At 72.9% G+C, this 25,865-nt stretch carries 21 protein-coding genes and 1 pseudogene; 12 read left to right on the plus strand and 10 right to left on the minus strand.

The genetic code is table 11. The features are described from left to right. Window position 1 precedes the first annotated feature (1 nt). Window positions 2–463: a nucleoside deaminase gene (locus IH26_RS0103560; protein WP_030434643.1), complete on the minus strand. Its 462-nt coding sequence runs from the start codon at window positions 461–463 to the stop codon at window positions 2–4. Window positions 464–577: 114 nt separating this feature from the next. Between IH26_RS0103560 and IH26_RS0103565 the strand changes: the two genes are divergently transcribed. Continuing rightward, window positions 578–1,837 (plus strand): PucR family transcriptional regulator, encoded by a 1,260-nt coding sequence (locus tag IH26_RS0103565; protein ID WP_030434644.1) that lies wholly within the window; start codon window positions 578–580, stop codon window positions 1,835–1,837. 53 nt (window positions 1,838–1,890) lie between these two features. Here the strand turns inward: IH26_RS0103565 and IH26_RS0103570 are convergent, their stop codons facing one another. After that, complete coding sequence (locus tag IH26_RS0103570) at window positions 1,891–3,348, minus strand: purine-cytosine permease family protein (protein ID WP_051807410.1); 1,458 nt, start codon at window positions 3,346–3,348, stop codon at window positions 1,891–1,893. A gap of 548 nt (window positions 3,349–3,896) precedes the next feature. On the opposite strand from IH26_RS0103570, the gene IH26_RS0103575 reads away from it, so the two are divergent. Further along, on the plus strand, window positions 3,897–4,766 hold the full coding sequence (locus tag IH26_RS0103575; protein WP_030434646.1) for a WD40 repeat domain-containing protein: 870 nt from the start codon (window positions 3,897–3,899) through the stop codon (window positions 4,764–4,766). Window positions 4,767–4,774: 8 nt separating this feature from the next. On the opposite strand, the gene IH26_RS63785 is transcribed toward IH26_RS0103575, so the two are convergent. From IH26_RS63785 to IH26_RS53065, 3 genes and pseudogenes are all read right to left on the minus strand, one after another. Continuing rightward, window positions 4,775–4,906, minus strand: coding sequence for a hypothetical protein (locus IH26_RS63785; RefSeq protein WP_281179678.1), 132 nt, complete (start codon window positions 4,904–4,906; stop codon window positions 4,775–4,777). Between the two features lie 266 nt (window positions 4,907–5,172). Beyond that, window positions 5,173–6,207 (minus strand): M35 family metalloendopeptidase, encoded by a 1,035-nt coding sequence (locus IH26_RS0103585; RefSeq protein ID WP_157437019.1) that lies wholly within the window; start codon window positions 6,205–6,207, stop codon window positions 5,173–5,175. A 108-nt stretch (window positions 6,208–6,315) separates the two neighbouring features. Beyond that, window positions 6,316–7,493: pseudogene (locus IH26_RS53065) on the minus strand (PucR family transcriptional regulator). An 83-nt stretch (window positions 7,494–7,576) separates the two neighbouring features. Here IH26_RS53065 and IH26_RS0103595 point away from each other — a divergent pair. The 4 genes from IH26_RS0103595 to IH26_RS0103610 all read left to right on the plus strand — a co-directional run bounded on the left by IH26_RS0103595 (window position 7,577) and on the right by IH26_RS0103610 (window position 11,759). Continuing rightward, a complete protein-coding gene (locus IH26_RS0103595; protein WP_030434648.1) occupies window positions 7,577–8,635 on the plus strand; it encodes a ferredoxin reductase in 1,059 nt (352 codons plus the stop codon). Window positions 8,636–8,645: 10 nt separating this feature from the next. Beyond that, complete coding sequence (locus tag IH26_RS0103600) at window positions 8,646–9,809, plus strand: fatty acid desaturase family protein (RefSeq protein WP_030434649.1); 1,164 nt, start codon at window positions 8,646–8,648, stop codon at window positions 9,807–9,809. Between the two features lie 98 nt (window positions 9,810–9,907). Next, entirely contained in the window at window positions 9,908–11,134 is a 1,227-nt protein-coding gene (locus tag IH26_RS0103605) for an epoxide hydrolase family protein (RefSeq protein WP_034213432.1), read from the plus strand. A gap of 22 nt (window positions 11,135–11,156) precedes the next feature. Further along, a complete protein-coding gene (locus IH26_RS0103610; RefSeq protein WP_281179679.1) occupies window positions 11,157–11,759 on the plus strand; it encodes an SDR family NAD(P)-dependent oxidoreductase in 603 nt (200 codons plus the stop codon). Here the strand turns inward: IH26_RS0103610 and IH26_RS0103615 are convergent. The 3 genes from IH26_RS0103615 to IH26_RS0103625 form a co-directional block, all read right to left on the minus strand. Then, complete coding sequence (locus IH26_RS0103615; protein ID WP_030434652.1) at window positions 11,719–14,454, minus strand: helix-turn-helix transcriptional regulator; 2,736 nt, start codon at window positions 14,452–14,454, stop codon at window positions 11,719–11,721. The genes IH26_RS0103610 and IH26_RS0103615 overlap by 41 nt on opposite strands. A gap of 108 nt (window positions 14,455–14,562) precedes the next feature. Then, on the minus strand, window positions 14,563–15,633 hold the full coding sequence (locus IH26_RS0103620; RefSeq protein WP_084598624.1) for an AI-2E family transporter: 1,071 nt from the start codon (window positions 15,631–15,633) through the stop codon (window positions 14,563–14,565). 17 nt (window positions 15,634–15,650) lie between these two features. Beyond that, on the minus strand, window positions 15,651–16,850 hold the full coding sequence (locus tag IH26_RS0103625; protein ID WP_051807412.1) for a PucR family transcriptional regulator: 1,200 nt from the start codon (window positions 16,848–16,850) through the stop codon (window positions 15,651–15,653). 156 nt (window positions 16,851–17,006) lie between these two features. Between IH26_RS0103625 and IH26_RS53070 the strand changes: the two genes are divergently transcribed. Next, the gene (locus tag IH26_RS53070; protein WP_051807413.1) at window positions 17,007–17,288 is read left to right on the plus strand and encodes an alpha/beta fold hydrolase; all 282 of its coding nucleotides are present in this window, start codon (window positions 17,007–17,009) and stop codon (window positions 17,286–17,288) included. A gap of 48 nt (window positions 17,289–17,336) precedes the next feature. Here IH26_RS53070 and IH26_RS0103635 read toward each other — a convergent pair whose 3' ends face one another. Then, entirely contained in the window at window positions 17,337–17,777 is a 441-nt protein-coding gene (locus IH26_RS0103635) for a MarR family winged helix-turn-helix transcriptional regulator (RefSeq protein ID WP_030434655.1), read from the minus strand. Window positions 17,778–17,833: 56 nt separating this feature from the next. On the opposite strand from IH26_RS0103635, the gene IH26_RS0103640 reads away from it, so the two are divergent. Both IH26_RS0103640 and IH26_RS0103645 read left to right on the plus strand, forming a co-directional pair. Beyond that, complete coding sequence (locus tag IH26_RS0103640) at window positions 17,834–18,628, plus strand: alpha/beta fold hydrolase (protein ID WP_030434656.1); 795 nt, start codon at window positions 17,834–17,836, stop codon at window positions 18,626–18,628. An 11-nt stretch (window positions 18,629–18,639) separates the two neighbouring features. Then, window positions 18,640–19,395, plus strand: a complete 756-nt coding sequence (locus IH26_RS0103645; RefSeq protein WP_030434657.1) for an MBL fold metallo-hydrolase — start codon at window positions 18,640–18,642, stop codon at window positions 19,393–19,395. 49 nt (window positions 19,396–19,444) lie between these two features. Here the strand turns inward: IH26_RS0103645 and IH26_RS0103650 are convergent, their stop codons facing one another. Continuing rightward, a complete protein-coding gene (locus tag IH26_RS0103650) occupies window positions 19,445–19,936 on the minus strand; it encodes a TetR-like C-terminal domain-containing protein (RefSeq protein ID WP_084598592.1) in 492 nt (163 codons plus the stop codon). Here IH26_RS0103650 and IH26_RS0103655 point away from each other — a divergent pair. From IH26_RS0103655 to IH26_RS0103665, 3 genes are all read left to right on the plus strand, one after another. After that, window positions 19,928–22,021, plus strand: coding sequence for a hydantoinase/oxoprolinase family protein (locus IH26_RS0103655; RefSeq protein ID WP_030434659.1), 2,094 nt, complete (start codon window positions 19,928–19,930; stop codon window positions 22,019–22,021). The genes IH26_RS0103650 and IH26_RS0103655 overlap by 9 nt on opposite strands. Beyond that, window positions 22,018–24,297, plus strand: coding sequence for a hydantoinase B/oxoprolinase family protein (locus tag IH26_RS0103660; RefSeq protein WP_030434660.1), 2,280 nt, complete (start codon window positions 22,018–22,020; stop codon window positions 24,295–24,297). Before IH26_RS0103655 ends, IH26_RS0103660 begins: the two co-directional genes overlap by 4 nt. 85 nt (window positions 24,298–24,382) lie before the next feature. Next, window positions 24,383–25,861: a class I adenylate-forming enzyme family protein gene (locus tag IH26_RS0103665; protein WP_051807415.1), complete on the plus strand. Its 1,479-nt coding sequence runs from the start codon at window positions 24,383–24,385 to the stop codon at window positions 25,859–25,861. The last annotated feature ends 4 nt before the right edge of the window (window positions 25,862–25,865 follow it).

Below are 25,865 nucleotides of genomic sequence, written 5' to 3' on the forward strand. Positions count from 1 at the left end.
CTCAGTCTTCCGGTTGGCCGATGTCCTCGAACCACAGCTCGGGCCGCGCCGCGATGAAGTCGCGCATCAGGGCGACGCACTCGGGGTCGTCCAGCAGGGTGATCCGTACGCCGTGCTCGGCCAGCCAGTCGTGACCGCCGTGGAAGGTGGTCGCCTCGCCGATCACGACGTGGCCGATGCCGAACTGCCGGACCAGGCCGGAGCAGTACCAGCACGGCGAGAGCGTGGTGACCATGGTCGTGCCGCGGTAGTCCCGCTGCCGGCCGGCCGCGCGGAAGGCCGCGGTCTCGGCGTGCGTCGAGGGGTCGCCGTCCTGCACCCGGCGGTTGTGGCCGCGCCCGAGCGGTTCGCCGTCCGGGCCGAACAGGGCCGCGCCGATCGGGATGCCGCCCTCGGCCAGGCCGAGCCGGGCCTCCTGCCGGGCGACCGCGAGCAAAGCCTCGAACGAGGCGACGTGCGTCATGCCCCCACTCTCGCCCGGACGGAAACGCCCGTGCAATGTGCGGTCCGTATCCTCCGGAGCAGGCCGCGGCGGACAATGTGCCCGGCGGGGGCCGCCCGAGAGCAGGAGTCCGCCATGGCCGCCCTCACGCTACGCGAGATCCTCAGCTTCGACGTGCTGGACGAGGCCGCCGCCGAGGTGCTGGCCGGACAGGAGCAGTTGGACCGGGCGGTGCGGTGGGTCCATTCGAGTGAGATCTACGAGATCGGGCCGCTGCTGTCCGGCGGCGAACTGCTGCTGACGACCGGGCTGGGGCTGGCCGGGGTCGACGCCGGGGCTCGCCGGCACTACATTCGCGAGCTGGCCGAGCGCGGCGTCGCGGCGGTGGCCATCGAGGTGGGGCGCTCACTGCCCGAGATGCCGTACGAATTGGTGGACGAGAGCAAGCAGCGGGGCCTGCCCCTGGTGGTCCTGCGGCGCGTGGTGCCGTTCATCCGGATCGCCGAGACGGCCAACACGGCGATCGTGGCGCAGTCCCTGGCCGATCGCCCCATCGGCCCGCACGGGCACGAGCGCAGGAGCGTGGAAGAGGCGCGCCGCGTGACTCTGCTCGGCGACCTGGTGGACGGGACCGCGCTGGGCCGGTCGGAGGTAGTGGCCCGGGCGCAGGCCGTCGGTTTCCGGCCGGAGCGGGCGCACCATCTGGTGGGGGTGGCGGCCCAGGCCGCCGATCCGAGGGATGCGCTGGCGGCGCTCGACCGGATGGCGCGGCGCTCCGGGGCGCCGCTGCTGCGCGCCTCGTTGTCCGGAGTCGTGCTCGGGCTGATCTCGGTGTCGGCCGGGTGCGGGGGAGACCCGGTGCGGTGGGCGCAGCGGGAGGTGTCGGCCGCGCTGGGCGCGAGCGACGCCCCGGCGGTCACCGTCGCCCTGGGCCACGCGGTGCCGGCCCAGGCCGCCTGGACGAGGTGGGGCGATTCCCTGCGCGACGCGCGCGCGACGCTCCGGCTGGCGCTGGTCGTGCCGCCGCCCGGTCCCCAGGTCCTTCCCCTGGTCACCTCCTCGCGCGCGCTGGCCCTGGAGCGCGAACTGGTCGGCGACGGCCTGACGCCCGAGTCGCACGACCGGCTGGCCCGGCTCGTGACGAACGCGCTGGGGCCGCTGCTCGAGTGGGAGGCGAACCACCCGAGCGACCTGGTGCGGACCCTGGAGATCCACCTCCGCAACGGCTGCAGCCCCACCCGTACGGCCGCGCTTCTGCACATCGGCCGCCAGTCGATGTATCAGCGGCTGGAACGGATCGAGTCCCTGCTCGGCGGTCCGGTCGCCGACCCGGAGTCGCACGCCGGGCTGCTGCTGGCGACCTGCGCGCGGCGGGTGTTGCGCGCGATCGGCTGACCGGAGCACCGTCAACCCCGGCGCATCGCCTGACCGGAGCGACTGGAGCGCCGTCAACCCCGGCGGGGAGCGAGACCCGGCACCTTCAACAGGCCGAGGTAGAGCACCGCCGCGCTGACGAATCCGGCCGCGAAGGCGATGTCGCCGATACCCGGGAAATGCTTGGCGACCAGACCGACGAACTCCGTCTGGTTGGAGAACAGCACCACGCCGATGGCCGTGCCGAGCGCCATCGCCAGCGGCCCCGCCCACACGCGGTACGAGGTGTCCTCCAGCAGCGCGGCGATCTCGCCGTCCGCCTGCCCGCGGCGCAGATACCGGTCGGTGATGGTGACACCCAGCCACGGACCGATCCAGTACGTGATGACCAGCAGGAAGTCGGTGTACTTCGTCGCCGAGTCGCTGAGGCCCGCCCAGGCCACGAGCGTCCCGGCCACCCCGAAGACGACCGCGACCGTGGCGCGGCGCACCGCCGCCGGGAGCCGGATGCCCATCGCCACGAACGAGAGCGCGCCGGAGTAGATGTTGAGCGCGTTCGCCGCGATGCCGCCGATCGCGATGGCCAGCAGGGTCAGCTTGGCCAGCGCGCCGGGCAGGCTGTAGGTGAAGGCCGCGGTCGGGCTGAGCTTGGCGGCGACGTCCGCCGGGATCGCGACGGTGGCGGAGGCCGCGCCGACCGCGCCCAGCAGGACGCAGGACACGAACACGCCGAGGCCCGGCCACAGCGCCACGGCCCACTTGGGCGTCGCCTTCGCCAGGTAACGGGTGTAGTCGGAGCCGTACGGCGTCCAGCCCGCGGCATAGCCGAAGGCCGCGCCCGCGGTGAGCCAGAAGGCGCCCGGCGCCGCCGTGGCACTGGCGCCCTGGTCGGGGTGGGCCTTGCCGAGGATCACCACGGAGGCGGCCAGGAAGATGACCGTGAGCACCGGGAAGGTGTACTTCTCCACGCTGTGGATGAAGTTGTGCCCGTAGAACGCGATGGCCACCTGCAGGATCACGACGATGAACAGGCACAGCAGCAGCGGCCAGCCCAGCAGTGTGTTGAGGGCGTAGGCCGCGCTGACGCTGTTGACCGCGAACCAGCCGATGCCGGCGGTCAGCGCGTTGAGCCCGGCGGGCAGCGCGTTGCCGTAGAAGCCGAAGCCGCTGCGCCCGGCCACCATCTGCGGCACGCCGAAGCGCGGCCCGGCCAGGCCGAGGAAGGCGTGCGCGACGGCGCCGAGCCCGGTGCCGAGGGCGATGGCGAGAACGGCGGGCCAGAAGCCGAGGCCGAAGATGCCGACCCCGAGCACGCCGATGAAAACGGTGGCGAACTCCATGTTCGGCGAGGTCCACGTCCACAGCAGGCTGAGCGGCCGGCCGTGGCGGGCCTCGGCGGGGACCGGCTCCGCGCCGGTCGGTTCGACGGCCAGAACATGGTCGCCGTAGGCGGTGATCTCGGCCGGGGCGGCCTGGGCGAGGGCAACCGCGCCTTCGTACTCTGACGATGAGGCGGGCGGAGTGGTCGTCATCGAGTCAATATCAGGCACGTCCGGCCGGCTGGTAAACGTGCACTCCGTATTCCTTGAACGCATCGGACATGGACGGTTTGCACGCGCCCGGCCCGGCGGCCGTCGGCAGCGTACACCCGGGCGTTATTTGATGCTTGCGGATCATCTATCCGTATAAGAGAATGTCCGGGTGCATCGTTTGAGCCCATTGCCGTGGCGGCGGCTCGCGACCCACCGAGGACTGAAAACGCAATGTTCGATGGATTTGATGGCCTGGTCGGGGGCCGGTTTGCCGGTATCGCCGGCCGCCGAATCCGGAACCTAGTCGTTCCCTAGCGACATCGATCTGACCAGGACTTTTCAAACCCCGCTTCGCATTCACGCATTTGCGCGCATTCCCATGTTCGCGTCGCGTGGATTCCTGTGAATGGTCATCGTGATATCACGGCGCCCGTCGGCGCTGTCCGATCGAGGTGCCGCGCGAACGACGGGTGCTTCACGGCCGCCACCGTGGAGCACCCGTCTCGGCTGCTGTGCGCCCTCGGCACGAGCGGACGAAGGGCACGGCTGTGAGGGATTTCCGCTACGCGGCGATGGCGTTTCGCCCGGACGCGCGCCGGCTCGCGATCAGCGCACCCAACGGTGAACTGGCGCTGTGGGATACGTCGGCCCCGGCGAGCCCGGTTCGGGCCGGGCGGCTGCGGATGCGTCACGGCATCGTCGCGGCGGCGTGGAACCCGGCCGCCGCCACCATGCTGGCGACGGCGGCCTCCGACGGCACGGTCGCCGTGTGGCGGCTCCCGGACGATCGCCGGCCGGAATGCGTGGCCGAGTGGGCCGGGCCGGCGGGTCGCCCCCGATCCACCGGATGGGTGGCGGAGGGCCGCTGCCTGTTCAGTACGGCCGGCACCGGGCGTACCGCGGTGTGGGACGTTCGCAGCGGCGATTGCGTCGGCCAGGCGGAGCTCAGCGGCGGTCAGCCGGTCGTGGCCACGCACTGCCGGGGCGACCAGGTCGTCGCGATCACCGGCAGTGGCTGGGCGAGGCTGTGGCGTCCGGGGCGGGAACCGGGCGACTGGATCCGCCTGACCGGCACGGCGGTCCGAGCCTGCGCCTGGTCGAGCACGCTGCTGGTGATCGCCGCCGAGAACGGGCAGCTGGCCTGCTATGACGCCGACTTCCAGCCGGTGGTCGACCTGCGGATCGCGCCGGAGCGACTCGGCGCGCTGGCGTGCTCGGACGGCGGTCGCCTCGTTGCCTCCTTCGACGGCGGTGACGTGATCGCGGTCGATCTGGACGGCACCCTTCGATGGGAGACCTCGATGGGAGCCGAGCCCGCGCGGTCGATCGCGGTCGCCGGTGGTCTCATCGCGGTGGCCGGCCGCTCGGCCCGGCCGACGCTGCTGGCCCTGCTGAACGGCTCGGGCATCGCCGCCTGAGCCGGCGGTCAGCGCCGCCAGGTCACCTTGAAGGTCCAGACGTGATTGGCGGCGCGGATGGCCGCGTCGGGTACCTCGATGGCGATGCCGCCGGACGGGTTGCGCGTCCAGTGCAGCGGCCCGCCCCGGTACCCGAGCATGGTGACCCGGTCGCCGTCGCGGATCGGCGGGTGCCGGGAGGTCTCGTCTGCGCAGTCCCATGGGATCGAGGCCCTTTCATCCGATGTGTGGCGGTGGCGGTCTCGTGGATCGCGCCATTTGCCCGTGAAGTCGGTGTGAAAGATCAGATGCCTGCTGCGATTTGATCCCAGTCGATGGGTCGCCGTCAACGGGTGCCGGAGGCGCGCGGCGAACAGCCCGTTCCAAGGCGTGGTGGAACGGGCTGTCCGATGGGTGGCGCGATGGGTCAGCGGCTCTCGGCGAAGTACTCGTAGTTGTCGGCGTTGTCGACGGCGTTGGCCGGGTTCGACTTGGCGAGTTGCCTGGCCGCGGTCTGGCCGTAGACGTGGTCGTCGGTGCCGCCGTTGACGGTGAAGTGACTCGACTCGTGGATGAGCGTGCCCGCCTTGGAGTCGGTCCCCGTGGCCGGCGCCGGCCAGTACGCGTTGCAGAGGTAGATGACGTAGGGGTCGTCCGGGTAGACGTAGGCGTAGTAGTCCTCGTCACTGGTGCAGTCGAGCGTCACGGTCTTGCTGGTCAGCTCGCTGGTGATGTGGCTGTACGCCGAGGTCACCCGGGAGAATCGGGACGAGCTGTAGGTGCCGAACCAGGTCGTGTAGGCGCCCCCGCCGGACGGGTTCGCGGCGAGCCAGCTCTGGGATTTCGTCGACATCGTCGCGGCGTCGCCGACGGCCTGCTTGATCGCGGTCTTCTCGCTCGAGGAGCACCCGCGGTACGTGATGGTGACCGCGCCGGCGGCGGCCGTCACCCGCTCGGTGGTCGCCGGCGCGGCGCCGGCCGTCCTGCGGGACTGGCGGATGCCGGTGGTGGTGCGGACGGTCGCCGCCCGCGTGGCCCGCACCTGGGTGGAGGCCGGGGCGACGGTGAAGGTTCCCGGCTGCGACAGGTCGTAGTCGTCCGCCAGGTTCTCGGTCACGGCGTACGTGCCGCCGGCCGGAATGCGGATGTAATCGGCCGCGGTCGGCGCCGCGTACTTGATCAGCTTGCCGCGATAGGGGACCGGTACGCCGTCCCTGGTCACGGCCAGGACGGACAGGTCCCGGGAGAGGACGTCGACCGTCGATGCCGACATGTTCCGTGCCGTGAAGCGCACGGTGAGGGCGTCACCGGTCACCCGGCCGATCTGGACGGTGGCCGTGATGCCGGTGATGCCGGTGGTGCCGGCGGTCGGTGCCGCGTTCGCCTCGGCGGCGCTGACCATCGGGACCGCGGTCCCGATCGCCAGGCAGGCCACCCAGAGTGGACGTCGCAGGATGCGCACGTGGTTACCCTTCTCGTCAGCGTTTCCGATGGGCGGCCCTCGTGGGGTCCGGGTCCCGGAACCGCGGAGATATCAATGCGCATCAATGTATCTGATGGATGTTCCCCGTCAATCCTTCGCGCCGAGGGCGACGGTGAGCAGCAGGAGCCAGTGCGGATCGCGGAGGCGGTCGCCGTACAGCTCGCGGAGCCGGGTCATCCGGTAGCGCACCGTCTGCGGGTGGACGGACAGCTCGGCGGCGACCTCGTCGCGGCGCCCGTGGTGCAGCAGCCAGCCGCGCAGGGTCTCGGCCAGCCGGGCGGTCATCGGCTCCCGCTCGGCGGCGAGCGGGCCAGCGCCTTGGCCCGCAGGTCGGCCAGCGCCTGCGGGTCGGCGGTGAGGACGAGCGTGACCAGGTGGTCCTCGGTGTCGATCGGGGCCCGCCCGGTGCTGGCGGCGAAGCGGGACGTGCGCACGGCGCGTTCGAGCGAGTCGCGCACCCGCAGCCAGGGCAGCGCCGGGCCGACCACGGCGCCGCGGCCGGCGAGCAGGCGCATCAGGTGCGCCCGGGAGGAGCCGTGCGCGTCCGCTACCAGCAGGACCGACATCTCCTCCGGGCCGGCCTCGGCCACCAGCAGCGTACGGGCGTCGAGCAGGTCCAGCACCGCGCCGGCGGCGGGCTCGCGCACCAGGACGGCGGTGAGCGTCCGCGGCGGCAGCCACTCGGCGCGCTCGGCGGCGGCGGTGACCACCTGCGCGGGCTCGCCGGCCAGCAGGGCCTGGGCGAGCCGCTCCAGGTGCCGGCGGCGGGCGCGGCCGGAGGTGGCCAGCTCGTCGGCGTGCCCGGCGACGCTGGCCGCCGACAGCTCGTCGATGTAGGCGAAGACGAGCTCGGCGAAGTGCGCGAGGGCTTCGGAGTCCTGCCCGGTGCGCACGCTGATGGCGGCCAGTTCCCGCCAGGCCACCCGGGCGCCCAGCCGGTACGCCGCCAGCAGCGCGTCGAGGCTGCGGCCGTTGCGCGCCTCGCCGCGACCCAGCGCGTACGCCGCCTCGAGAGCGGGCGCGAGCGGCGACTCGGCGGCGCCGGTCGGCCGGGACACCAGGTTGAGGAAGGTGGCGAGCGCCGCCCGTACGGCCGTCTCGATCTTCGGCCCGAGATCGCCGCTGAACGCCCGCGCATACGCCGGGACGCCGCTGGTGATCGCCTCGACGGTGTGCGCGGCGACCGCGGGCAGCGCGCGCTTCAGCGGGGCGACCGCCTCAGCGGACATACGGAACTCCTGTGCGCCCTCCACGGCAACCCCCATTTGTTCGTACGGAACAATAACGCGCCCCCGTTTCCACATGCTGCGGTCAGGCGCGCCGATCCGAAAATCCGGAAGCTTGGCACATGGCGGTTGTTCAGGCCCTCCGATCGGGCGCGTGGCGGGTCGTCGAGCTGCTTTCGACGCCCCTGGTGCCGGCCGACTACCTCGACGAGATCGCGCCGTTGCGCAACCCCGGCGTCCTGCGCTGCCGGATCGAGCAGGTCCGGCCGGAGACCCGCGACGCCGTGACCCTGGTGCTGCGGCCCGGACGCGGCTTCCGGCCGCACGAGCCCGGGCAGTACGTGCGGCTCGGCGTCGACGTCGACGGCGTCCGCCGGTGGCGTGCCTACTCGGTGACCAGCGCCCCCGGCGGACTGTCCGTGACGGTCAACGCCGTACCCGGCGGGGTGGTCAGCAACCACCTGATCGCGCACGCGCGGCCCGGCCAGGTGCTGCACCTCGACCAGGCCGCCGGCGACTTCGTCCTGCCGCCGGACCGTCCGGCCAAGGTGTTGTTCGTGACCGCGGGCAGCGGCGTCACCCCGGTCATGGGCATGCTGCGCACGCACCTCGGCGAGCTGCGCGACGTGGTGGTCGTGCACTCGGCGCCCATCCCCGAGGCGGTCGTCTTCGGCGCCGAGCTGCGCGAGCTGGCGGCGAGCGGCCGGATCCGGCTGGTCGAGCGGCACACCCGCGCGGACGGGCGGCTCACCCCGGAGGCGCTGGCCGCCCTGGTGCCCGACCTGGCCGAGCGGCACACCTGGGCGTGCGGGCCCAACGGGATGCTCGACGATCTCGGCGCCTACTGGGACGAGGCCGGGCTCGCCGGCCGGTTGCACGTCGAGCGTTTCCGGCCGGCGACGGCGGCCATCGGCGAAGGCGGCAAGGTCACCTTCGGCCGTACGGGCACCGTGGTCGACGCCGACGGGAGTGTCCCGCTGCTGGAGGCCGGGGAGGCCGCCGGCGTCCTGATGCCCTCGGGGTGCCGGATGGGCATCTGCTTCACCTGCGTGCTGCCGCTGACCGGTGGCGCCGTCCGCGACCTGCGCGACGGCCGGCTCACCACGGTCACCGAGGGGGAGGTCGTCCCCGTACAGACGTGTGTCTCCGCCGCCGCCGGCCCCTGCCACCTGGACCACTGAGAGGAACTTCGTGACCACCCTGCAGCGCAAGAGCGTCAATCCGATCGCCCACCTCACGGCGGCCGACGTCGAGGCGATCGGCCGGGAGCTCGACGCCATCCGGGACGAGGTGATCGCGAGCCGGGGCGCGCGCGACGCCGCGTACATCCGCAAGGTGATCAGCGTGCAGCGCCGGCTGGAGCTCGGCAGCCGCGCGGTCCTGCTCTTCTCGCTCTTCCCGCCGGCCTGGCTGGCCGGCACCGCCGGCCTGGCGATCGCCAAGATCCTCGAGAACATGGAGATCGGCCACAACGTCATGCACGGCCAGTGGGACTGGATGCAGGACCCGAAGATCCACTCGACCAGGTGGGAGTGGGACAACGCCTCGCCGGCGTCGCAGTGGAAGCACTCGCACAACGAGCTGCACCACACGTACACCAACGTGGTCGGCCGGGACAACGACCTCGGCTACGGCATCATGCGGGTCGACGAGAGCCAGAAGTGGCACCCGCTCTACCTGGCCCAGCCGCTGTGGAACTTCGTCAACGCCTGCTTCTTCGAGTACGGCATCGCCGCGTACGACCTCGAACTCGGCCGCAATCTCGCCACCCGCAAGCGCCGGCGGGCGCCGGCCTTCCGGGCCGCGGTCAAGGAGGTACGCCGGAAGATCGGCAAGCAGGTCCTCAAGGACTACATCGTGCACCCGCTGCTGTCCGGGCCCTCGTTCCTGCACACGATCGCCGCGAACTTCACGGCCAACCTGATCCGCAACCTCTGGACGCACTCAGTGATCATGTGCGGCCACTTCCCGAAGGGCGTCGAGACCTTCGAGCGTACGTCCATCGAGGGCGAGACCCGCGGCGAGTGGTACCTGCGGCAGATGCTCGGCTCGGCCAACATCTCCGGCGGCCGGCTCATGCACATCATGACCGGCAACCTGTCCCACCAGATCGAGCATCACCTCTTCCCCGACCTGCCCAGCAACCGGTACGCCGAGGTCGCCCCGAAGGTGCGCGACCTGTTCGAGCGGTACGGCCTCAGCTACACCAGCGGGCCGCTGCCCAAGCAGGTCGCGTCGGCGTGGGCGAAGGTCTTCCGCCTCGCGCTGCCCAACCGCGACGACTCCGCCACCGCGCCGCTGGCCGCCCCCGAACCCCGGGGCCTGGCGACCCGCTGGCAGCGCACCCCCGTCTGACGGGCGGCACCGACCAGGGTCTATCACGGGTGCGAGCGACAGCGGGACGCGGCCAGGCTGAGAGGTGTCCGGCAAGTCCGACAGAGAGGCAGCCCGACATGACCACGTCCGAGCAGACCGGCAATGCCATCCGACCGTTCACCGTGCAGATTCCCAAGGACGCGCTCGACGATCTGCGGCGCCGCCTGGCGGCGACCCGCTGGCCGACCCGGGAGATCGTCGGCGACCGTACGCAGGGCGTGCAGCTGGCCACCATCCAGGCCGTCCGCGAGTACTGGGCGACCGAGTACGACGGCGGCCGGGTCGCCGCCCGGTTGAACGCGCTGCCCCAGTTCACCACCGAGATCGACGGCGTGGACATCCACTTCGTCCACGTACGTTCCCCGCACGAGGACGCCCTGCCGCTGATCATGACGCACGGCTGGCCGGGCTCGGTCATCGAGATGCTCGACTCGGTCGGCCCGCTGACCGACCCCACCGCGCACGGCGGCGACGCGGCCGACGCGTTCCACCTCGTGCTGCCGTCCCTGCCCGGCTACGGCTTCTCCGGCGAACCGGCCGAGACCGGCTGGGACCTCGCCCGCACCGCCCGCGCCTGGGCGGAGCTGATGAGCCGGCTCGGCTACGACCGGTACGTGGCCCAGGGCGGCGACGTCGGCGCCGGCGTCACCGACGCGATGGGCCGGATCGGTCCCGACGGGCTGGCCGGCATCCACACCAACCTGCTCGTGCCGGCGCTCAACGACCCGGCGTCGCTGCCCAGCGGCACGGCGGCGGAACAGGCCGCGCTCGCCGCGATCAAGACCTTCCAGACCAGCGGCAACGGCTACTTCGTGGAGATGGCCACCCGCCCGCAGACCATCGGGTACGCGCTGCTGGACTCGCCGGTCGCCCTGGCCGCCTGGATGATCGACCACGACACCGACGCCTACTACAAGATCGCCCACGCGTTCGTCGACGGCCGGCCCTCCGGCAACCTCACCCGCGACCACATCCTCGACAACATCACGGCGTACTGGCTGACCGGCACCGGCACCTCCGCGGCCCGGTCGTACTGGGAGGCCTACGGCCCGGACGCCCCCGGCGCGGGCGGCGCGCCGCTCCCGGACCCGCGCGTCCCGGTCGGCTTCAGCGCGTTCCCCGGCGAGATCTGGAAGACGCCGCGCAGCTGGGCCGCGCAGGCCTACCCCACGCTCAGCTACTACGGCGAGGCCGAGCGGGGCGGTCACTTCGCCGCCTGGGAGGAACCGGAGCTGTTCGCCGCCGAGCTGCGGGCCGCGTTCCGTGCACTGCGAGCGCCGGGGTCGGTCGAGTCCCGCCACTGACGCCCAGTCGGAGTCGTCCAGGGTGGCGGCCGGGAGGCGGTGCAGGCATCCTTGGCGACGGGAAGGGAGCAGGTCCATGTCCCTGTTCGGGCGGACCGTAGTGATCATCGGAGCCGGTACCGCCATCGGCCAGGAGGCCGCCCGCCGAGCCAAGGGTGAGGGAGCGCAACTGATCCTCACCGACAGCCACACGGGACCGCTCGAAGACATGGCCGAGGAGATCGGCGTCGAGGCCACCGCCGCCTTCGACGAGTCGGACGTCGAGCAGCTCGCGGAGTTCCTCGACCGACTGCCCGGCCATGTCGATCACATGCTGTTCGATCTCGCGCGGGCGCGCCGCGCCGTCGACCGGCTGCTGCTTCCGATCGCCACCGCGTGCTACGCCCGACGGGAGATGTGCGGCGGTGGGTCGCTGGTGTTCGTCGCCGAAGACGCGCTGCCCTCGCACATCGCCCACCTCGCGGCGGAGGCGGCCCCCGTCCGGGTAAACCTGATCACCGGCGCCCGGGCGGACGACGTGGCCGCCCTGGCGGTTCGGGTCATGACCGACATCGCGGTGACCGGAGCTGTCCTCGACCTGGAGGTCAATCCGGGAACGCGGCGTGCAGGTAGCGGCGCGAGCTGATGCCGAGCTTGGTGTAGATCTTTCGCAGGTGCCACTCGACGGTGCGACTGCTGATGAACAGTCGCGCGCCGATCTCGGAGTTCGTCTGCCCGTCGGCGGCCAGCCGGGCGATCTGCGTCTCCTGCGGCGTCAGCTCGGTGGACGCTTCCCCTCCGCGTTTGCGTACGGTCGCGCCGGTGGCCGACAGCTCGTGCCGGGCCCGCTCCGCGAACTGCCCCAGGTCCATCTCGGTGAACATTTCGTACGCCGTCTCCAGCGCGCGGCGGGCGTCGACCCGGCGCAGCCATTCGCCGTGGAGCAAGTGCGCCCGCGCCAGATCCGCGCGCATCCGGGTGCGAGCCAGACAATCGATCGCGGCCCGGTAGTGGGCCTCCGCCGCCGTGCCGTCGCTCAGCAGCGCGCGTGCGCGTGCCTCGACGCCGAGCGCCCAATCCGTCCCGCTCGCCCGGGTCTTCGTCGTCAGCCGGGCCAGGCTCGCCTCCGCGAGGCGGGGCTCGCCCGCCCGGGACGCGGCCTCGATCAACTCCGGCAGGGCCCAGTTCTCGACGACGACTTCGCGATGGCCGGCGGCCTCCCGGGCGGCGGCCATCGCTTCGCGGTACCGGCCGCTGCCGTTGGCCAGTACGGCGCGGGTGTAGGCGCAGATGGCCAGGCCGATGCCCTCGCCGCGGGCCGTCGCCTCGTCGCGGGTGCCGGCGATGAGCCGGTCGGCGTGCTCGGTGCGGCCCTGCCAGGCGGCGACGATCAGGTCACCGTACGGGGCGGCGGAGATGCCGGTCATCTCCTCGACGGATCGCGTTTCCGCGACCGCCGCCGCGGCGGCCGCCAGTTCGCCGCAGAAGACGAGAACCGGCGTCTGGGAGCTCAGCGCCAGCGCCACCTCGCTGAGCGCTCCGGTCCGGCGGGCGATCTCGACGTGGCGCCCGGCCAGGACGTACGCGGCCTCGTCGTCCCAGATCTCGATCGCCACGACGCAGCCCTGCCACAGGCGGCGCAGCTGGCCGGGAGGCGGCGTCCAGCCGGCTGCCATCCGCCGCACGGCGGCCCGGCACGCCGGCACGCCGGTGCCGTAGTCGACGGCGAGCGCGATCAGCCCTTGCAGCAGAAGGTCGGCGGCGCTCGGCGACGGCCCGATCCGGCCGGCCGCGTCCTCCGCGGCCTTCGCGATCTCGGCCACCCCGACGCTCTCGTTCAGCCTGGCACCGAACAACGCCGCCGAGAACGCGTCCAGGTAGGTCTCGCGGGCCAGTGCCGGGTCCAGCGGTTCCAAGCGCCGCGCCGCGGCCAGCAGCAGCGGCGGTGCCTCCGTGCCGCGGCTGGACGCGAAGGCCAGCTGCGCGCGGAGCAGGTCGATCTGGGCCCGCTGGAGTTCGTCGACGACGCCGTCGGTGGCGAGCGTGAGCATCGTCCGGGCGGTCTCGAAGCCGCCGGCCTGCACGGCGGCGAACGCCGCGCCCAGGGCCCGCCGGCTGCGCAGGGAGGGGTCCGGTGTCAGCTCGGCCGCTCGGGACAGGAACGCGGCGGACGCGGCGATTCCGCCCTTCGACTGGGCGCGGCCGGCCGAGCGTTCCAGCTCCGCGGCCACGTCCTCGTTGGCGGTCTTGATGGCCCGGGCCCGGTGCCACGCCCGCCGGTCCGGATCGGTGCCGGCGTTCGTCACCTCGGCCAGGGCCCGGTGCACCCGCTGGCGCTGATCCGGGGTGGCCGACCGGTAGGTCGCCGACCGCACCAGCGGATGCGCGAACTGCACCCGGTCGGTCAACCGCAGCAGGCCGGCCGCGGTCGCGGGGGCCGCCGCGGCCAGGTCGATGCCGAGACCGGCCGCGGCCGCCTCCAGCAGGCGCCGATCCCCGAGCGGCTCGGCCGCCGCGACCAGCAGCAGGTGCTGCGTCTCCAGTGGCAGCGTGGCGAGTCGCTGGACGTAGCTCTGTTCCACCTTGCTCGACACCGGCCGGCTGTCCGGCAGGCCGTACCCACCCGCGAGGTCGTAACTTGTCCAGGTGCGGGGCAGCTCGAGAAGGGCGAGCGGATTGCCGTGGCTCTCCGCGACGATCTGGTCGACGACCAGCGTGTCGATCGGACCGGTCATGGTGGCCAGCAGCAATGCCCGGGAGTCCTCCGTGCCGAGACCCCCGACCGCCATCTCGGGCCGGCCGGCCAGCACCGCGTCGCCCATGCCGGTCCGGGCGGCGCAGACCAGCACGATGGGCTCGGCCAGCAGGCGGCGCGCCACGAACGCGAGGACCTGGGCCGAGGCTTGATCCAGCCATTGCGCGTCGTCGACCACACACGCCAGCGGCCGATCCTTGGCGATCTCGTCCAGCAGCGTCAAGGTGGCCAGAGCGACCAGGAACCGGTCGGGCGGCGGACCCGAGCTCAGGCCGAAGACGACCGCGAGTGCGTCCCGCCGCGGTGCGGGCAACCGACCGAGGTGATCGAGCACCGGAAAGCACAGTTGATGCAACCCGCTGTAGGCGAGCTCCATTTCCGACTCGACGCCGACCGCCACCAGCCGGTGCCAGTCGGTGAGGAGACCGGCGAAGTAATCGAGCAGAGCGGTCTTGCCCGAGCCCGGATCGCCGCGCAGGACCAGGACCTGACTGGTCCCGTCCCGAGCGTCGGTCACCGCCCGGCGCAGCACCTCGCATTCCCGCAGCCGCCCTCGAAGACCCGGCTCCGGCACGGTTTGCGACATGGCCACCGCCCGGCTGAATCGAGTGTTGCCCGTTGCGGGCGCGATCGAGTCAGCCTGGCACGCCGGCAACCGGCGGCGCATCACCCGGTTCGGACGATCAGCGTCCGCCTACGGGCGGGCCGGCGGGTGCTCACCGATGTCCGGCAGACCCGGTGATTCCATCGTCGTGGCCGGCGTCAGCACGACCTTGATTGTCGCGGCGATCGGGATCGCCATGATGACGCCGGCCAGGCCGAGCAGCGTGCCGCCGGTCAACGCGACGAGCAGCACCGCCGCGGCCGGCATGTCCACGGTGTTGCGGAACACCCGCGGCACCAGCAGGTAGTTCTCGGCCAGCTGGTAGAGGACGAAGAAGATGATCACGATGATGGTCCGTGGCCACAGGCCCACGGTGAACAGCGCGACCAGCACGCAGATGGCGGCGCCCAGGGTGGCCCCGATCATCGGGATCAGGTCGCAGATCGCCACCGTGACGGCCAGCGGCAGCGCGAACGGGACACCCACGGCCTCGAGGCACAGGAACGCGGCCGTCCCGGCGAACACCGAGATGATGATGTTGCCGATCATGTAGCCGCCGACCTTGTCGACCACGACATCCAGCACGTACGCGCCGCGGGCCCGATGGCGCTCGGGCAGCGGCCACAGCACGACGCGGCGCAGGCGCGGCAGGTCCGCCATGAAGTAGATGCTCAGCACCAGCACGGTGAGGCCGGACGAGACCGCGCCGAGGAAGTGCTGGAAGAACCCGACGGCGCCGGTGGCGATCGTGCCCGGGAGGGCGGCCACGGCCGAGGCCAGCCGGTCGGTGAGGTGGTACCGGTCGGTGACCTCGCGGACCTGCCGCGAGTCGTCGGTGAGCTGCCGCAGGTAGGCCGGGGCGTCGTCGATCAGCCGGCCGCCCTGGTCGGCGAGGGCCGGCACGACCGACCAGAGGAAGGCAACGGTCAGCACGACCAGCGCGGCGATCACGATGGCGACGGCGACGCCGCGCGGCAGGCCCCAGCCGGTCAGCTTGACCACGACCGGCTCGAAGCTGATCGCGATGAAGAGCGCGATCAGGACCAGGACGAGGATGCTGCGGACCAGGTAGAGGCCGTACGCGGCGAGCAGGACGGCCAGCACCCCGCACGTGGCCGCGGCGGCCCACCGGAACACGGTCGCGGGCTCGGGCGTGGCCATCGCCATCCCCTCTGTCGTCAGGGCCGGTCGGAGGTGGGTTCGTGGCCCGGCAGCCGGCTGGTGGCCTCGAGCGCGAGGTGCAACTCGGCGATCCCGGCCGGCTCGGCGAGGTCGCGGCCGGTGAGCTCCTCGACCCGGCGCAGCCGGTAGCGGACGGTGTTGCGGTGGACGTGCAGCCTCGCGGCGGCCGCGGAGGTGGCGCCCCGCTCGGCGAACCAGGCGCGCAGCGTGTCGAGCAGCACCGCGGCATCGGCCTCGGGCAGATCGAGGACCGGCCCCAGGATCGCGCGGGCCACCGCCGCCGCCGCGTCGGGGGCGCTGGCCAGCAGGATGGGGATGGGCGCCCGCTCGTAGCGGAGCACCGCGTGGCCGGCCGGGTCGCCGGCGGCGCAGGCCAGCCGGGCCTGACGCAGGGCGGTCGGGGTCAGCTCCAAGGAAGCGTACGGGGCGCTGACCCCGAGCGGGCCGGCCGCGCGGGCAGCGAGGTGGTCGCACACCTGGTCGATGCCGGCCCGGGGCGTGAGGACGAGCACGCCGACGTGCGCGTCGGCCTCGACTCGCCAGGCGGAGGCGACCCCGCACCGGAGCAGCGTCTCCTCCACGCGGGGGATGGCCGCCACGCCCAGGCCGTTCGTCCGGGCCGCCGCCACGACGAACTCGCCGTGGTGCGGCAGCCGCAGCGTCGCGGCCGCCTCCCACAGCCGTGACCCGTCGCCCGCCTCGCCCCGCAACAGCACGTCCACCATGGCGTTGCGGGTCTGCGTGTCGCTGCGGGCGCGCTCCACGACGGCATCCCGGTACGCGTCGGTGACCGCCCCCGACCGGTCGTCGATGATCAGCCACAACTCGGAGCCGGCCTCCAGCAGGGCCGCGGTGGCGACCTCGTCGCCGGCCGCCTCGGCCAGGATCACCGACCAGATGAACTTCCCCGCCACCCGGTACGCGTGCAGGATGACCGGCAGCGGCACGCCCTGGTCGGCCCGGCGCCGGCCGGTGTCCCGCGGCGGCTCGCGGCCGGGCATCGGCCGGCCGGCGAGCTGGCTGAGGATGTGCACGAGGTTGTCGAGCACCGACCCGTACAGATCCTCCGGCGGCACCACACCGGCCGTGCCGTAGAAGGGTTCGGCTCCCCGGATCAGCCCGGTCAGCTCGGTGGCCAGGTCGTCGACCCGCCCGAGCAGCCGCTGACCGATGACGGCGACCGGCTCCGGGGTCATCCCCGCAGCGTACGGGCTCCCGGCCGGGCGCCATAGTGCGCGGGCACAACGGCCCGGGCCGGATCGTGTCCGCCCGCACATGGTCGAACGCGCAGCGTAGCCAGCAGACTCTGCGGCGCGGCCCGGCACGACCCCGACGCGGCGCCGAACGGCTCCTTGGCGTGGTTCGCCGAGGCGCCGTCGACCGCCGGCTATCTCGCCCAGCTGAACGCCATCGGCGGCTGGACCAGCCTGCCGTGGCTGCGCCGCCTGCCGCAGCCCACGCTGGTCATCGCCGGCGACGACGACCCGATCGTGCCGCTGGCCAACGGCCGTCTCCTTAGTCGCCTCATCCCCGGTGCGAGGCTGCACGTGGTGCCCGGGGGAGGGCACCTCTTCCTGCTGGAGCGATCCGCCGAGACGGCCGCGGCGGTGGCGGACTTCCTCGACGAACCCTGATCCACCCGGCGTAGCGGCGCCCCGCTCCACCGGTGAACCAGTCGCCAGCTACTCCGGCGGGGGCAACGGCTCGACTGCCTTTTGATCGAGCGCGGCGGCGAGCAGGTCGCCGAGTTGGTCGATCTGCTGCGCGGTCAACCCTTCGAAAGATCGCTCGAAGACCTGGTCCACCAACTCCTGGCCGGCGGCTCGCAGGTGCTCGCCCTTGTCGGTGAGCCGGTGCTTCACGGCCCGGCCCGGGCCGGGGACCCGCTCGATCAGGCCGCGATCGACCATCCGCCCGGCCAGGGAACCGAACGACTGATCGGTTTGGAAGGTGAGCTCGGCCAGGGCGTGCAGCGAGGCGTCCGGGTTCCGGTGCAGGTGCCGCAGCGTGTCCCACTGCACCAGCGACAGCCCGAGCGGGGCCAGGGCCGCGCTGAGCGCGCGGTGGTGGCGGTGCTGCAGGCGCTTGACGGCCAGCGCGACGTCGGCCCGGAGGTGTGGCATGGCGGGAGTCTAACTCAGGTTGCGTACCTAAGGATCCTTATATAAGGTTCGGGACTATGACCACCACTGTTCCGGCCGGCTCACTGCGGCCCACCACCACGACCCGGACCACTGTCGACATCCCGCCGGTCGGCGCCGTTGAGATCACCGTCGCCGACCGCGACCGGAGCCAGCCGTTCCTGCTGCTGCACGGCGGCGGGGGCGTGGCCACCATGGCCGGGTTCGCCGACCTGCTGGCCGAGCGCACGCACTCGCGCGTGCTGCTGCCGACGCATCCCGGCTTCGGCACGACCCCGCGGCCCGACGCCCTCCATGCGGTTGCCGACCTGGCACGCGCCTACGTCGCCCTGCTCGATCGGCTCGGTCTCGCCGATGTCACGGTCATCGGCAACTCGTTCGGCGGCTGGCTCGCCGCCGAGATCGCCCTGCTCGGCAGCCCGCGCGTCAGCGGAGCGGTCCTGATCGACGCCGTCGGCATCCAGGTCGACGGACATCCGATGGCCGACGTGGGCGCGATGACCCGGGCGGAGCTCGCCGCGCACTCCTGGCACGACCCGACCCGGGCCCCGGCCCCGCCGCCCGGTGCTGCCGGTCCCGGTCCCGATCTGCAAGCGCTCGCGGCCTACAGCGGGCCGTCGATGTCCGACCCGACGCTGCTCGACCGGCTCCGTGAGCTGCACCTGCCGGTGCACGTGATCTGGGGCGAGAGCGACCGGATCGTCGACACCGCGCACGCCAGGGCCTACGCCGGCGCACTGCCGCTGGCAAGGCTGACCATCCTGCCGCGGACCGGCCACCTGCCCCAGCTGGAAACCCCCGAAGAACTGCTCGGCGCCCTGCTCGACGACTAGGAGACCCCGCCGTGACCACCCCGTTGACCGTCACCCGTATCGGTCACAGCTGCCACCTCGTCGGGTTCGGTGCGACCAGGGTGCTGACCGATCCGTGGTTCACCACCACGGCCACCTACTACCCGGGCGAGCCCGTCGCGTCGACGGTCGCCGCGCTCGGCCACGTCGACGCCGTTGTCGTCAGCCACGACCACTACGACCACTGCGACCTGGACGCCCTGGTCGACGGCGGGTTCGACCTCGGCACCCCGCTGCTCGGCCCGGGTACCGTCACCCCGATCGCGGCTGCCAAGGGGTTCCGCGACGTCCGCACCATCGAGGCCTGGCAGTCGGAGGATGTCGGCGACCTCACGGTCACGGCGACGCCCGGCCGGCACGGCGTCCACGAGGTCACCTTCGTCATCCAGGCCGGCGGGCGCACGGTGTTCTTCGGCGGCGACTCGCTGCGGATACCGGAGCAGGACGAGATCCCGCGGCGGTTCGGCGCGATCGACCTGGCGCTGCTGCCGACCAACGGCCTGTGCATCCGTCCGATGAACCTTCAGCAGGTCGTGATGAACGCCGAACAGGCCGCCGAGCTGGCGGCAGTGCTGCGGCCGGCGCTGGCGATACCCCACCACTACGCCTTCACCAGCGGCCGGCTGGGAGACCGGCTGATCACCAAATCCGACCGGGACCCGCGGCACTTCGCCGAGGCGGCGGCCCGGCTCGCGCCCGGCGTCGCCGTCCGCCTGGTCACCCCCGGCACCGCGGTGCGGCTGCCGTGATCGCGCGCGAGTTCATGCCCGAGGTCAGCGACACCGGCTGACGGCCGCGCTAGACGCCGCCGAGGGTCGCTGTCACCAGGCCCGTCACGAATGCCTCGCCGATCTCCTCGCCGGTCACGAGCGCCCGGTAGTAGAGCGGTCCGACGAGCCGGTCGACCAGCAGGTCGAGGTCCGTGCCGGTCGACAGGTCGCCGCGCCGCACGGCGCGCTCCAGCGGCAACCGGTCGCGCATCCGCTGGTGAGTGAGGTGCTCCTCGCGCAGCCGGGCGGCCAGGCGGGGGTCGTGCTGCCCCTCGGCGGCGAGTGCCCGGAAGACCGTGCCGGCGTCCGAGGCGGTCAGGAAGCGGCCGATCGCCCCGAGGTGCGCGACCAGATCCCGGGTGAGGTCCCCGGTGTCCGGTGGGGCCAGTTCCTCGGCCGCGTCGGTGACGTCAGCTGCTGGGCGGGCTGAAATGTTGACTTGGCATTTCCGCGGCGTTACGTTGTCGACGTTCCCGATCGATCGATCGATCGGGCGGCCGCGGGAGGTCGCATGTTTCACCTGGGCGTCGACATCGGGGGAACCTTTACCGACTGTGTACTGATCGGGGCGGACGACGCCTCGTACGCGAGCTCGAAGGTGTTGTCCACCAAGGACGACCCCGCCGAGGGCGTGTTGAACGGGCTGGCCGAGCTGGCCGCCGAGGCCCATCTGTCGCTGCCCGAGCTGCTGGCCGCCACCGAGCGGTTCGGGCACGGCACCACGATCGGTACCAACGCCGTCCTGGAGCGCGCCGGCGCCCGGGTCGGCCTGATCACCACCGCCGGGCACGGTGACGCGCTGGCCATCATGCGCGGTCACGGCCGAGTCGCCGGCCGCGGCGTCGAGGACGTCTTCCGGGTGCGGGGAACGGCCCTGCCCGCCCCGCTGATCGTGCCGGGCGCGGTCCTGGAGCTGCACGAGCGGATGGACGCCGCCGGCTCCGTCGTGGTCGCGCTGGACGAGGGCCGTACGGCCGAGCTGGTGTCCTCGTTCGTACGCCGGCACCGGCTGGACAGCGTTGCCGTGGCGTTCCTCTGGTCGTTCGCCAACCCGGAGCACGAGCTGGCGCTGGAGAAGATCCTGCACGCCGAGGCGCCGGAGGTCTTCGTCTCGCTCTCGTCCCGGGTGTCGCCCCGGCTCGGCGAATACGAGCGGATGGTGGCCACGGTGCTCAACGGCTACGTCGGCCCGGCCTGCACCCGCTACCTGACCACGATGGCCGGCCGGCTGGCGGATGGTGGCATGCCGGCGCCGCTGCTGGTGATGCAGTCCAGCGGCGGGGTGGTGCCCGCCCCGGCCGCGGCCGAGCTGGCGCTGGGCACCCTCGACTCCGGGCCGACCGCCGGCCTGACCGGCACCGTCGCGCTGGCGGCGTCCCTGGGCCACCGCAACGTCGTGGCCACCGACATGGGCGGCACGTCGTTCGACATCGGCCTGGTCGTCGACGGCCGGGCCGTGGTGGCCGACGAGGCGGTCATCGACCAGTACACCTACCGGCTGCCGCACCTCGACGTGCGGACCACCGCGTGCGGCGGCGGCACGATCGCCGCGCGCGATCCGCGGACCGGCGCGCTGCGGGTCGGCCCGCGCAGCGCCGGCTCGCAGCCCGGCCCCGCCTGCTACGGCCGCGGCGGCACCGAGCCCACGGTGACCGACGCCGACGTGGTGCTCGGCCTGCTGCGGCCGGAGGGCTTCCTGGCCGGGCGGATGCCGCTGGACGCGGCGGCCGCCCGGGCCGCCGTCGGACGGCTGGCCGAGTCGCTGGGGCTCGGGCCGGAGGAGGCGGCGGCCGGCATCCTGCGGGTGAACAACCTGCGGGCGGCGACGCTGATCCGCCAGCAGACCCTCGAACGCGGCCTGGACCCGCGCGATTTCGTGCTCTACGCCTACGGCGGGGCCGGCCCGGTGCACGCCTTCGGCTACGCGGCCGAGATCGGCGTGGCCGAGGTCCTGATCCCGCTCGGCAACGGCGCCTCGACTCTGTCGGCGTACGGCATCGCCGCCGGTGATGTCGCCCGGTTCGTCGAGGTCGAGACCGCGCTGCGGGCGCCGATCGACGACGCCGAGCTGCGGCGGGCGGTGTCCGGCGCGATGAGCCGGGCCCGGCAGGCCATGGTGGATGCCGGAGTGACCGCCGATCCGCGGGTCGACGTGTGGGCGCTGATGCGCTACCAGGAGCAGCTCATGCACGCCCTGGAGGTGCCGGTCACGCCGGACGGCGACGCCGGCGAGCTGGTCGGACGGTTCCTCCAGGAGTACGCGCAGCGGTACGGCGTCGCGGCGGCCTCCGCGTTCCAGGCGGCCGAGGTGTTCGCCCTGCGCTGCCGGGCCCGGGTGCCCGGCCCGGAGCAACCCGCCGTGCCGCCGCCGGCCGCGGCGGCCGCCGCGGCCACGGACACCGTCTCGGTGTTCTGGCCCGAGCCGGGCGCCTGGCTGGACACCGCCGTCCACGACGGCAGCGGGCTCGCCGGCGGCGACCGCATCGCGGGCCCGGCCCTCGTCGAGTTGCCGCACACCACGGTGGCGGTGCCCGGCGGAGCCTCGCTGACCGCCGGCCGGGGCCACCTCCACCTGCACCTACCCACCCGGGAGGCGGCGCGATGACCAAGATTTCCTGGGACGGCGTGCAACGCGGCTACGTGCCGGCCGAGCCGCTGCCGATCGATCCGGCCCTGCCCCTGCACGAGGCCGGCTCCGCCGACGTCGATCCGGTCACCTTCGAGGTGATCCGGTACGCGTTGCTCAACGCGAACGTGGAGCACGGCCAGACCCTGCAGCGGCTGTGCGTCTCCCCGGTGACCATGCTGACCCGCGACTTCCAGCCGTCCATCCTCACCGAGCGCGGCGAGCTGGTGTTCCTCGGCCCGTACCTGCAGTACTTCTCCAACGCGCAGGCGCTGACGGTCAAGTGGATCCTGGAACACCGCGGCGGCGATCCCGGCATCGGCCCCGGCGACATGTTCCTCTCCAACGACCCGTACGTGGGCACCCCGCACCAGCCGGACACCATCGTCGCCGCCCCGGTCTTCGTGGGGGAGCAGCTGTTCTGCTGGGTCGCGAACGTGCTGCACCACTCGGACATCGGCGGCTCGGTGGTGGGCAGCTTCTGCGTGGACGCCGCGGACATCTTCACCGACCCGCCGGCGTTCCCGCCGTTCAAGATCGTCGAAGGCGGCCGGCTGCGGCCCGACCTCGAACAGCTGTTCCTGCGCCAGTCCCGGCTGCCCGGCGTGGTGCAGATGGACCTGCGGGCCGCCGTCTCGGCGAACACCGCGACCGTACGCAAGATCGAGGCGTTGATCTCCCGGTACGGCGCGGATGCGGTGAAGACCGTGATGCACCGGGTGCTCGACGCCGGCGAGCAGCTGTTCCGGCAGCGGCTGGGCGAGATCCCGGACGGCACCTGGTCGCACCGGCTCTACGCGGAGGCCTCGCACACCGGCGACACCGGGCTCTACCGGTACCAGCTGACCGTGCGCAAGAGCGGGGACGAGCTGTTCGTGGACAACGCCGGCACCGATCCGCAGGCCGGTTCGATCAACGTGACGTACGCCGGGCTGGTCGGCGCGTTCCTCGCCGCGCTCACCGCCTCGCTGACTCCCGACCTGGCCGGCGCCTACGGCGGTGTGTACCGGCGGGTGCACTTCGATCCGGTGCCGGGCACTCTGTCCTGCGCCGACTTCCCGGCCGCGGTCAGCCCGTCCGGCGTGTTCACGATGGAGCTGCTGATCAGCCTGGCCGGCTCGGTCATCGCCAAGATGGTGGCCGCGGGCCCGCCCGAGGTGCGCGACCGGGCGCTCGGCCCGGCACAACCGCACTGGTACGGCACCATCATCGCCGGCCAGTTCGACAACGGCGCGCCGTACATCGCGGTCAACGCGAACAACATGATCGGCGCCCTGCCGGCCGGCAGCGACGCCGACGGCGCCGACTTCGGCGGGCACTTCTGGATCCCGGAGGGCATCGCCAGCAACGTCGAGGACACCGAGCAGCTCTACCCGATGCTCTGCCTGTACCGGCGGGCACTGCCCTGCGGCGCGGACGGCGCCGGCACCCGGCGGGGCGGCCGGTCCATCACCGAGGCGTACGTGCCGTGGGGCACCCCGGGCATGGCCGCGGCGCTGTACATCGACGACTCGTTCCCCAAGGCCGTCGGCCCGTTCGGCGCGAACCCGAGCAGCATGGGCCGGGTCCAGGTCAGGCACGGCGTCGGATTGGCCGACCAGTTCGCGGCGGGCGTGGTGCCGCAGGATCTCGCCGCGCTGCCGGGCACCGACCAGCCGGTCGAGCACAAGGGGCCGATGCTGATGCTCGGCCCGGACTCGGTCATCTCCTGGACCGGCGCGAACAATCCCGGGTACGGCGACCCGCTGGCCCGCGACCCGGACGACGTGGACCGCGACGTCGCCGCCGGCCGTCTCGACCCGGCCGACGCCACCCGGGTGTACGCGGTGATCTGGGCCGCCGAGGGCGGGGTGGACCGGCCGGCCACCGACCGGCAACGGGCGCAACGCCTGGCCGCGCGGCTCTCCGGCGCCGTTCCTCCGGCCGGGGAAGCGCGACGCGCCGAGCCGGACGCCCGGCTGCGCCCGATCGCCGGCGAACTGGGGACGACCCCGGCCGGCCAGTGGGTCTCGCTGACCGGGCGGGTGCTGCTCGGCCCGGTGACCGGGGACTACCGGTCCGCCTGCGCGGTACGCGACACGCCGGTCAGCGAACTGGCGCCGGAGTTCGCCACCCGGCCCGGCCGGCCCGGCGAACAGATGCTGCTGCGCGAATACCTGTGCCCTGCTACCGGCCTGCGGCTGACCACCGAGCTGATCCGCACCGGCGACGACCCGGCGCCGGACATGGTTCTGGCGACCGGAGCACCGTCATGACCGCCTGCACCGAGCGGCACTTCGGCAAGTTGCCCACTCAGGCCGGAGGCGAGGGCCAGAAGGGCATGACCAAGGAGGCTCAGCCATGACCGCGACTGTGGGCGGGCTGATGCTGGCCGCGGCGCGCCGGTGGCCGGACCGCGACTCGCTGGTGGAGGACGACACGGTGCTCTCGCACGCCGAGGCCGCCGTGGCCGCCCGACGGGTCGCGGCCCGGCTGAAGGCGCGCGGGGTCCGGCCCGGCGACCGGGTGGCGCTGGCCCTGCCCAACGGCTGGCGCTACGCGGTCGCGTACGGCGGCGTGCAACTGGCCGGCGCGGTGGCCGTGCTCGTCAACACCCGGTTCGCCGAGCCGGAGATCGCATACGTGCTGACCGACTGCGGCGCCTTGGCGGTGATCGTGGATGCCGGGACGGCTTCGCGGGTGCCGCCGGTGTGCCCGCTCTGGGACGTCGAGGAGCTGACCGCGCCCGGCGACGCCGCCGACGAGCTGCCCGGGCTGTCCGTCGCCGGAAGCGACGTGGCGAACATCCTCTACACCTCCGGCACCACCGGGCAGCCCAAGGGCGCCATGCAGACCCACGCCAACATCGCCTTCAACACGGGCACCTGCGGCACCGTGCTGGGCGCCACGGCCGGCGACCGTACGCTGGTCATCGCGCCGATGTTCCACGCCACCGGCATCGTCTCCCAACTGGTCGGCTTCGGCGCCCATGGCGCCGCCCGCGTGTTCCAGCCGCGGTTCACCGCGGCCGGCATGCGCGAGGCGTTGATCGAGCACCGGATTACGGTCTTCGCCGGGGTGACCGCGATGATCCATCTGATGCTCGCCGATCCGGCGTTCGACCCGGCCGAGCTGCCCCACTTGCGGATGGTCTGCTTCGGCGGCTCCCCGGTGCCCGAGGCGTTCCTGGCCGGCGCGACCGCGCGACTGCCCGGGGTGACCTTCGCCAACATCTGGGGACTCACCGAGGCGACCTCGATCGTGACCTGCGCGATCGGCCGGGAGTGGCAGGAGCGGCCCTGGTCGGTGGGGCGGCCGGTGCCCGGCCTCGAGGTGCGCGTGGCCGAGCCCGACCCGGATGGCGTCGGCGAGCTCTGGGTGCGCGGCCCGGCCGTGACGGCCGGGTACTGGGGGCGACCGGAGGCGACCGCGGAGACTTTCCGGGCCGACGGCTGGCTGCGCACCGGCGACATCGGCCAGGTCGACGCCTCCGGCTACGTGCGGGTCCTGGACCGGCTCAAGGACATGATCATCCGGGGTGGCGAGAACATCTACAGCCTGGAGGTGGAGGGCGCGCTCGCCCGGCATCCGGCGGTCGCCGACGTGGCGGTCGTGGGCGTCGCCGACGAGGTGATGGGCGAGCGGGTCCGCGCCGTCGTCGTGCTCCGGCCCGGCCGGACGCTCGCTCTCGACGAGCTGCGCGCCTGGGCCGCCGACCGGCTCGCCGACTACAAGCTGCCGGTCGAGCTGGTGCGGCTGGACGAACTGCCGCGCAACCCCAGCGGGAAGATCCTCAAGCGCAGGCTCGCGGAGATCCAGCCGGCGGGCGGGCGGCCATGAACAC

The organism is Actinoplanes subtropicus, from assembly GCF_000721705.1.
In the GTDB taxonomy this organism is placed as follows: domain Bacteria; phylum Actinomycetota; class Actinomycetes; order Mycobacteriales; family Micromonosporaceae; genus Actinoplanes; species Actinoplanes subtropicus.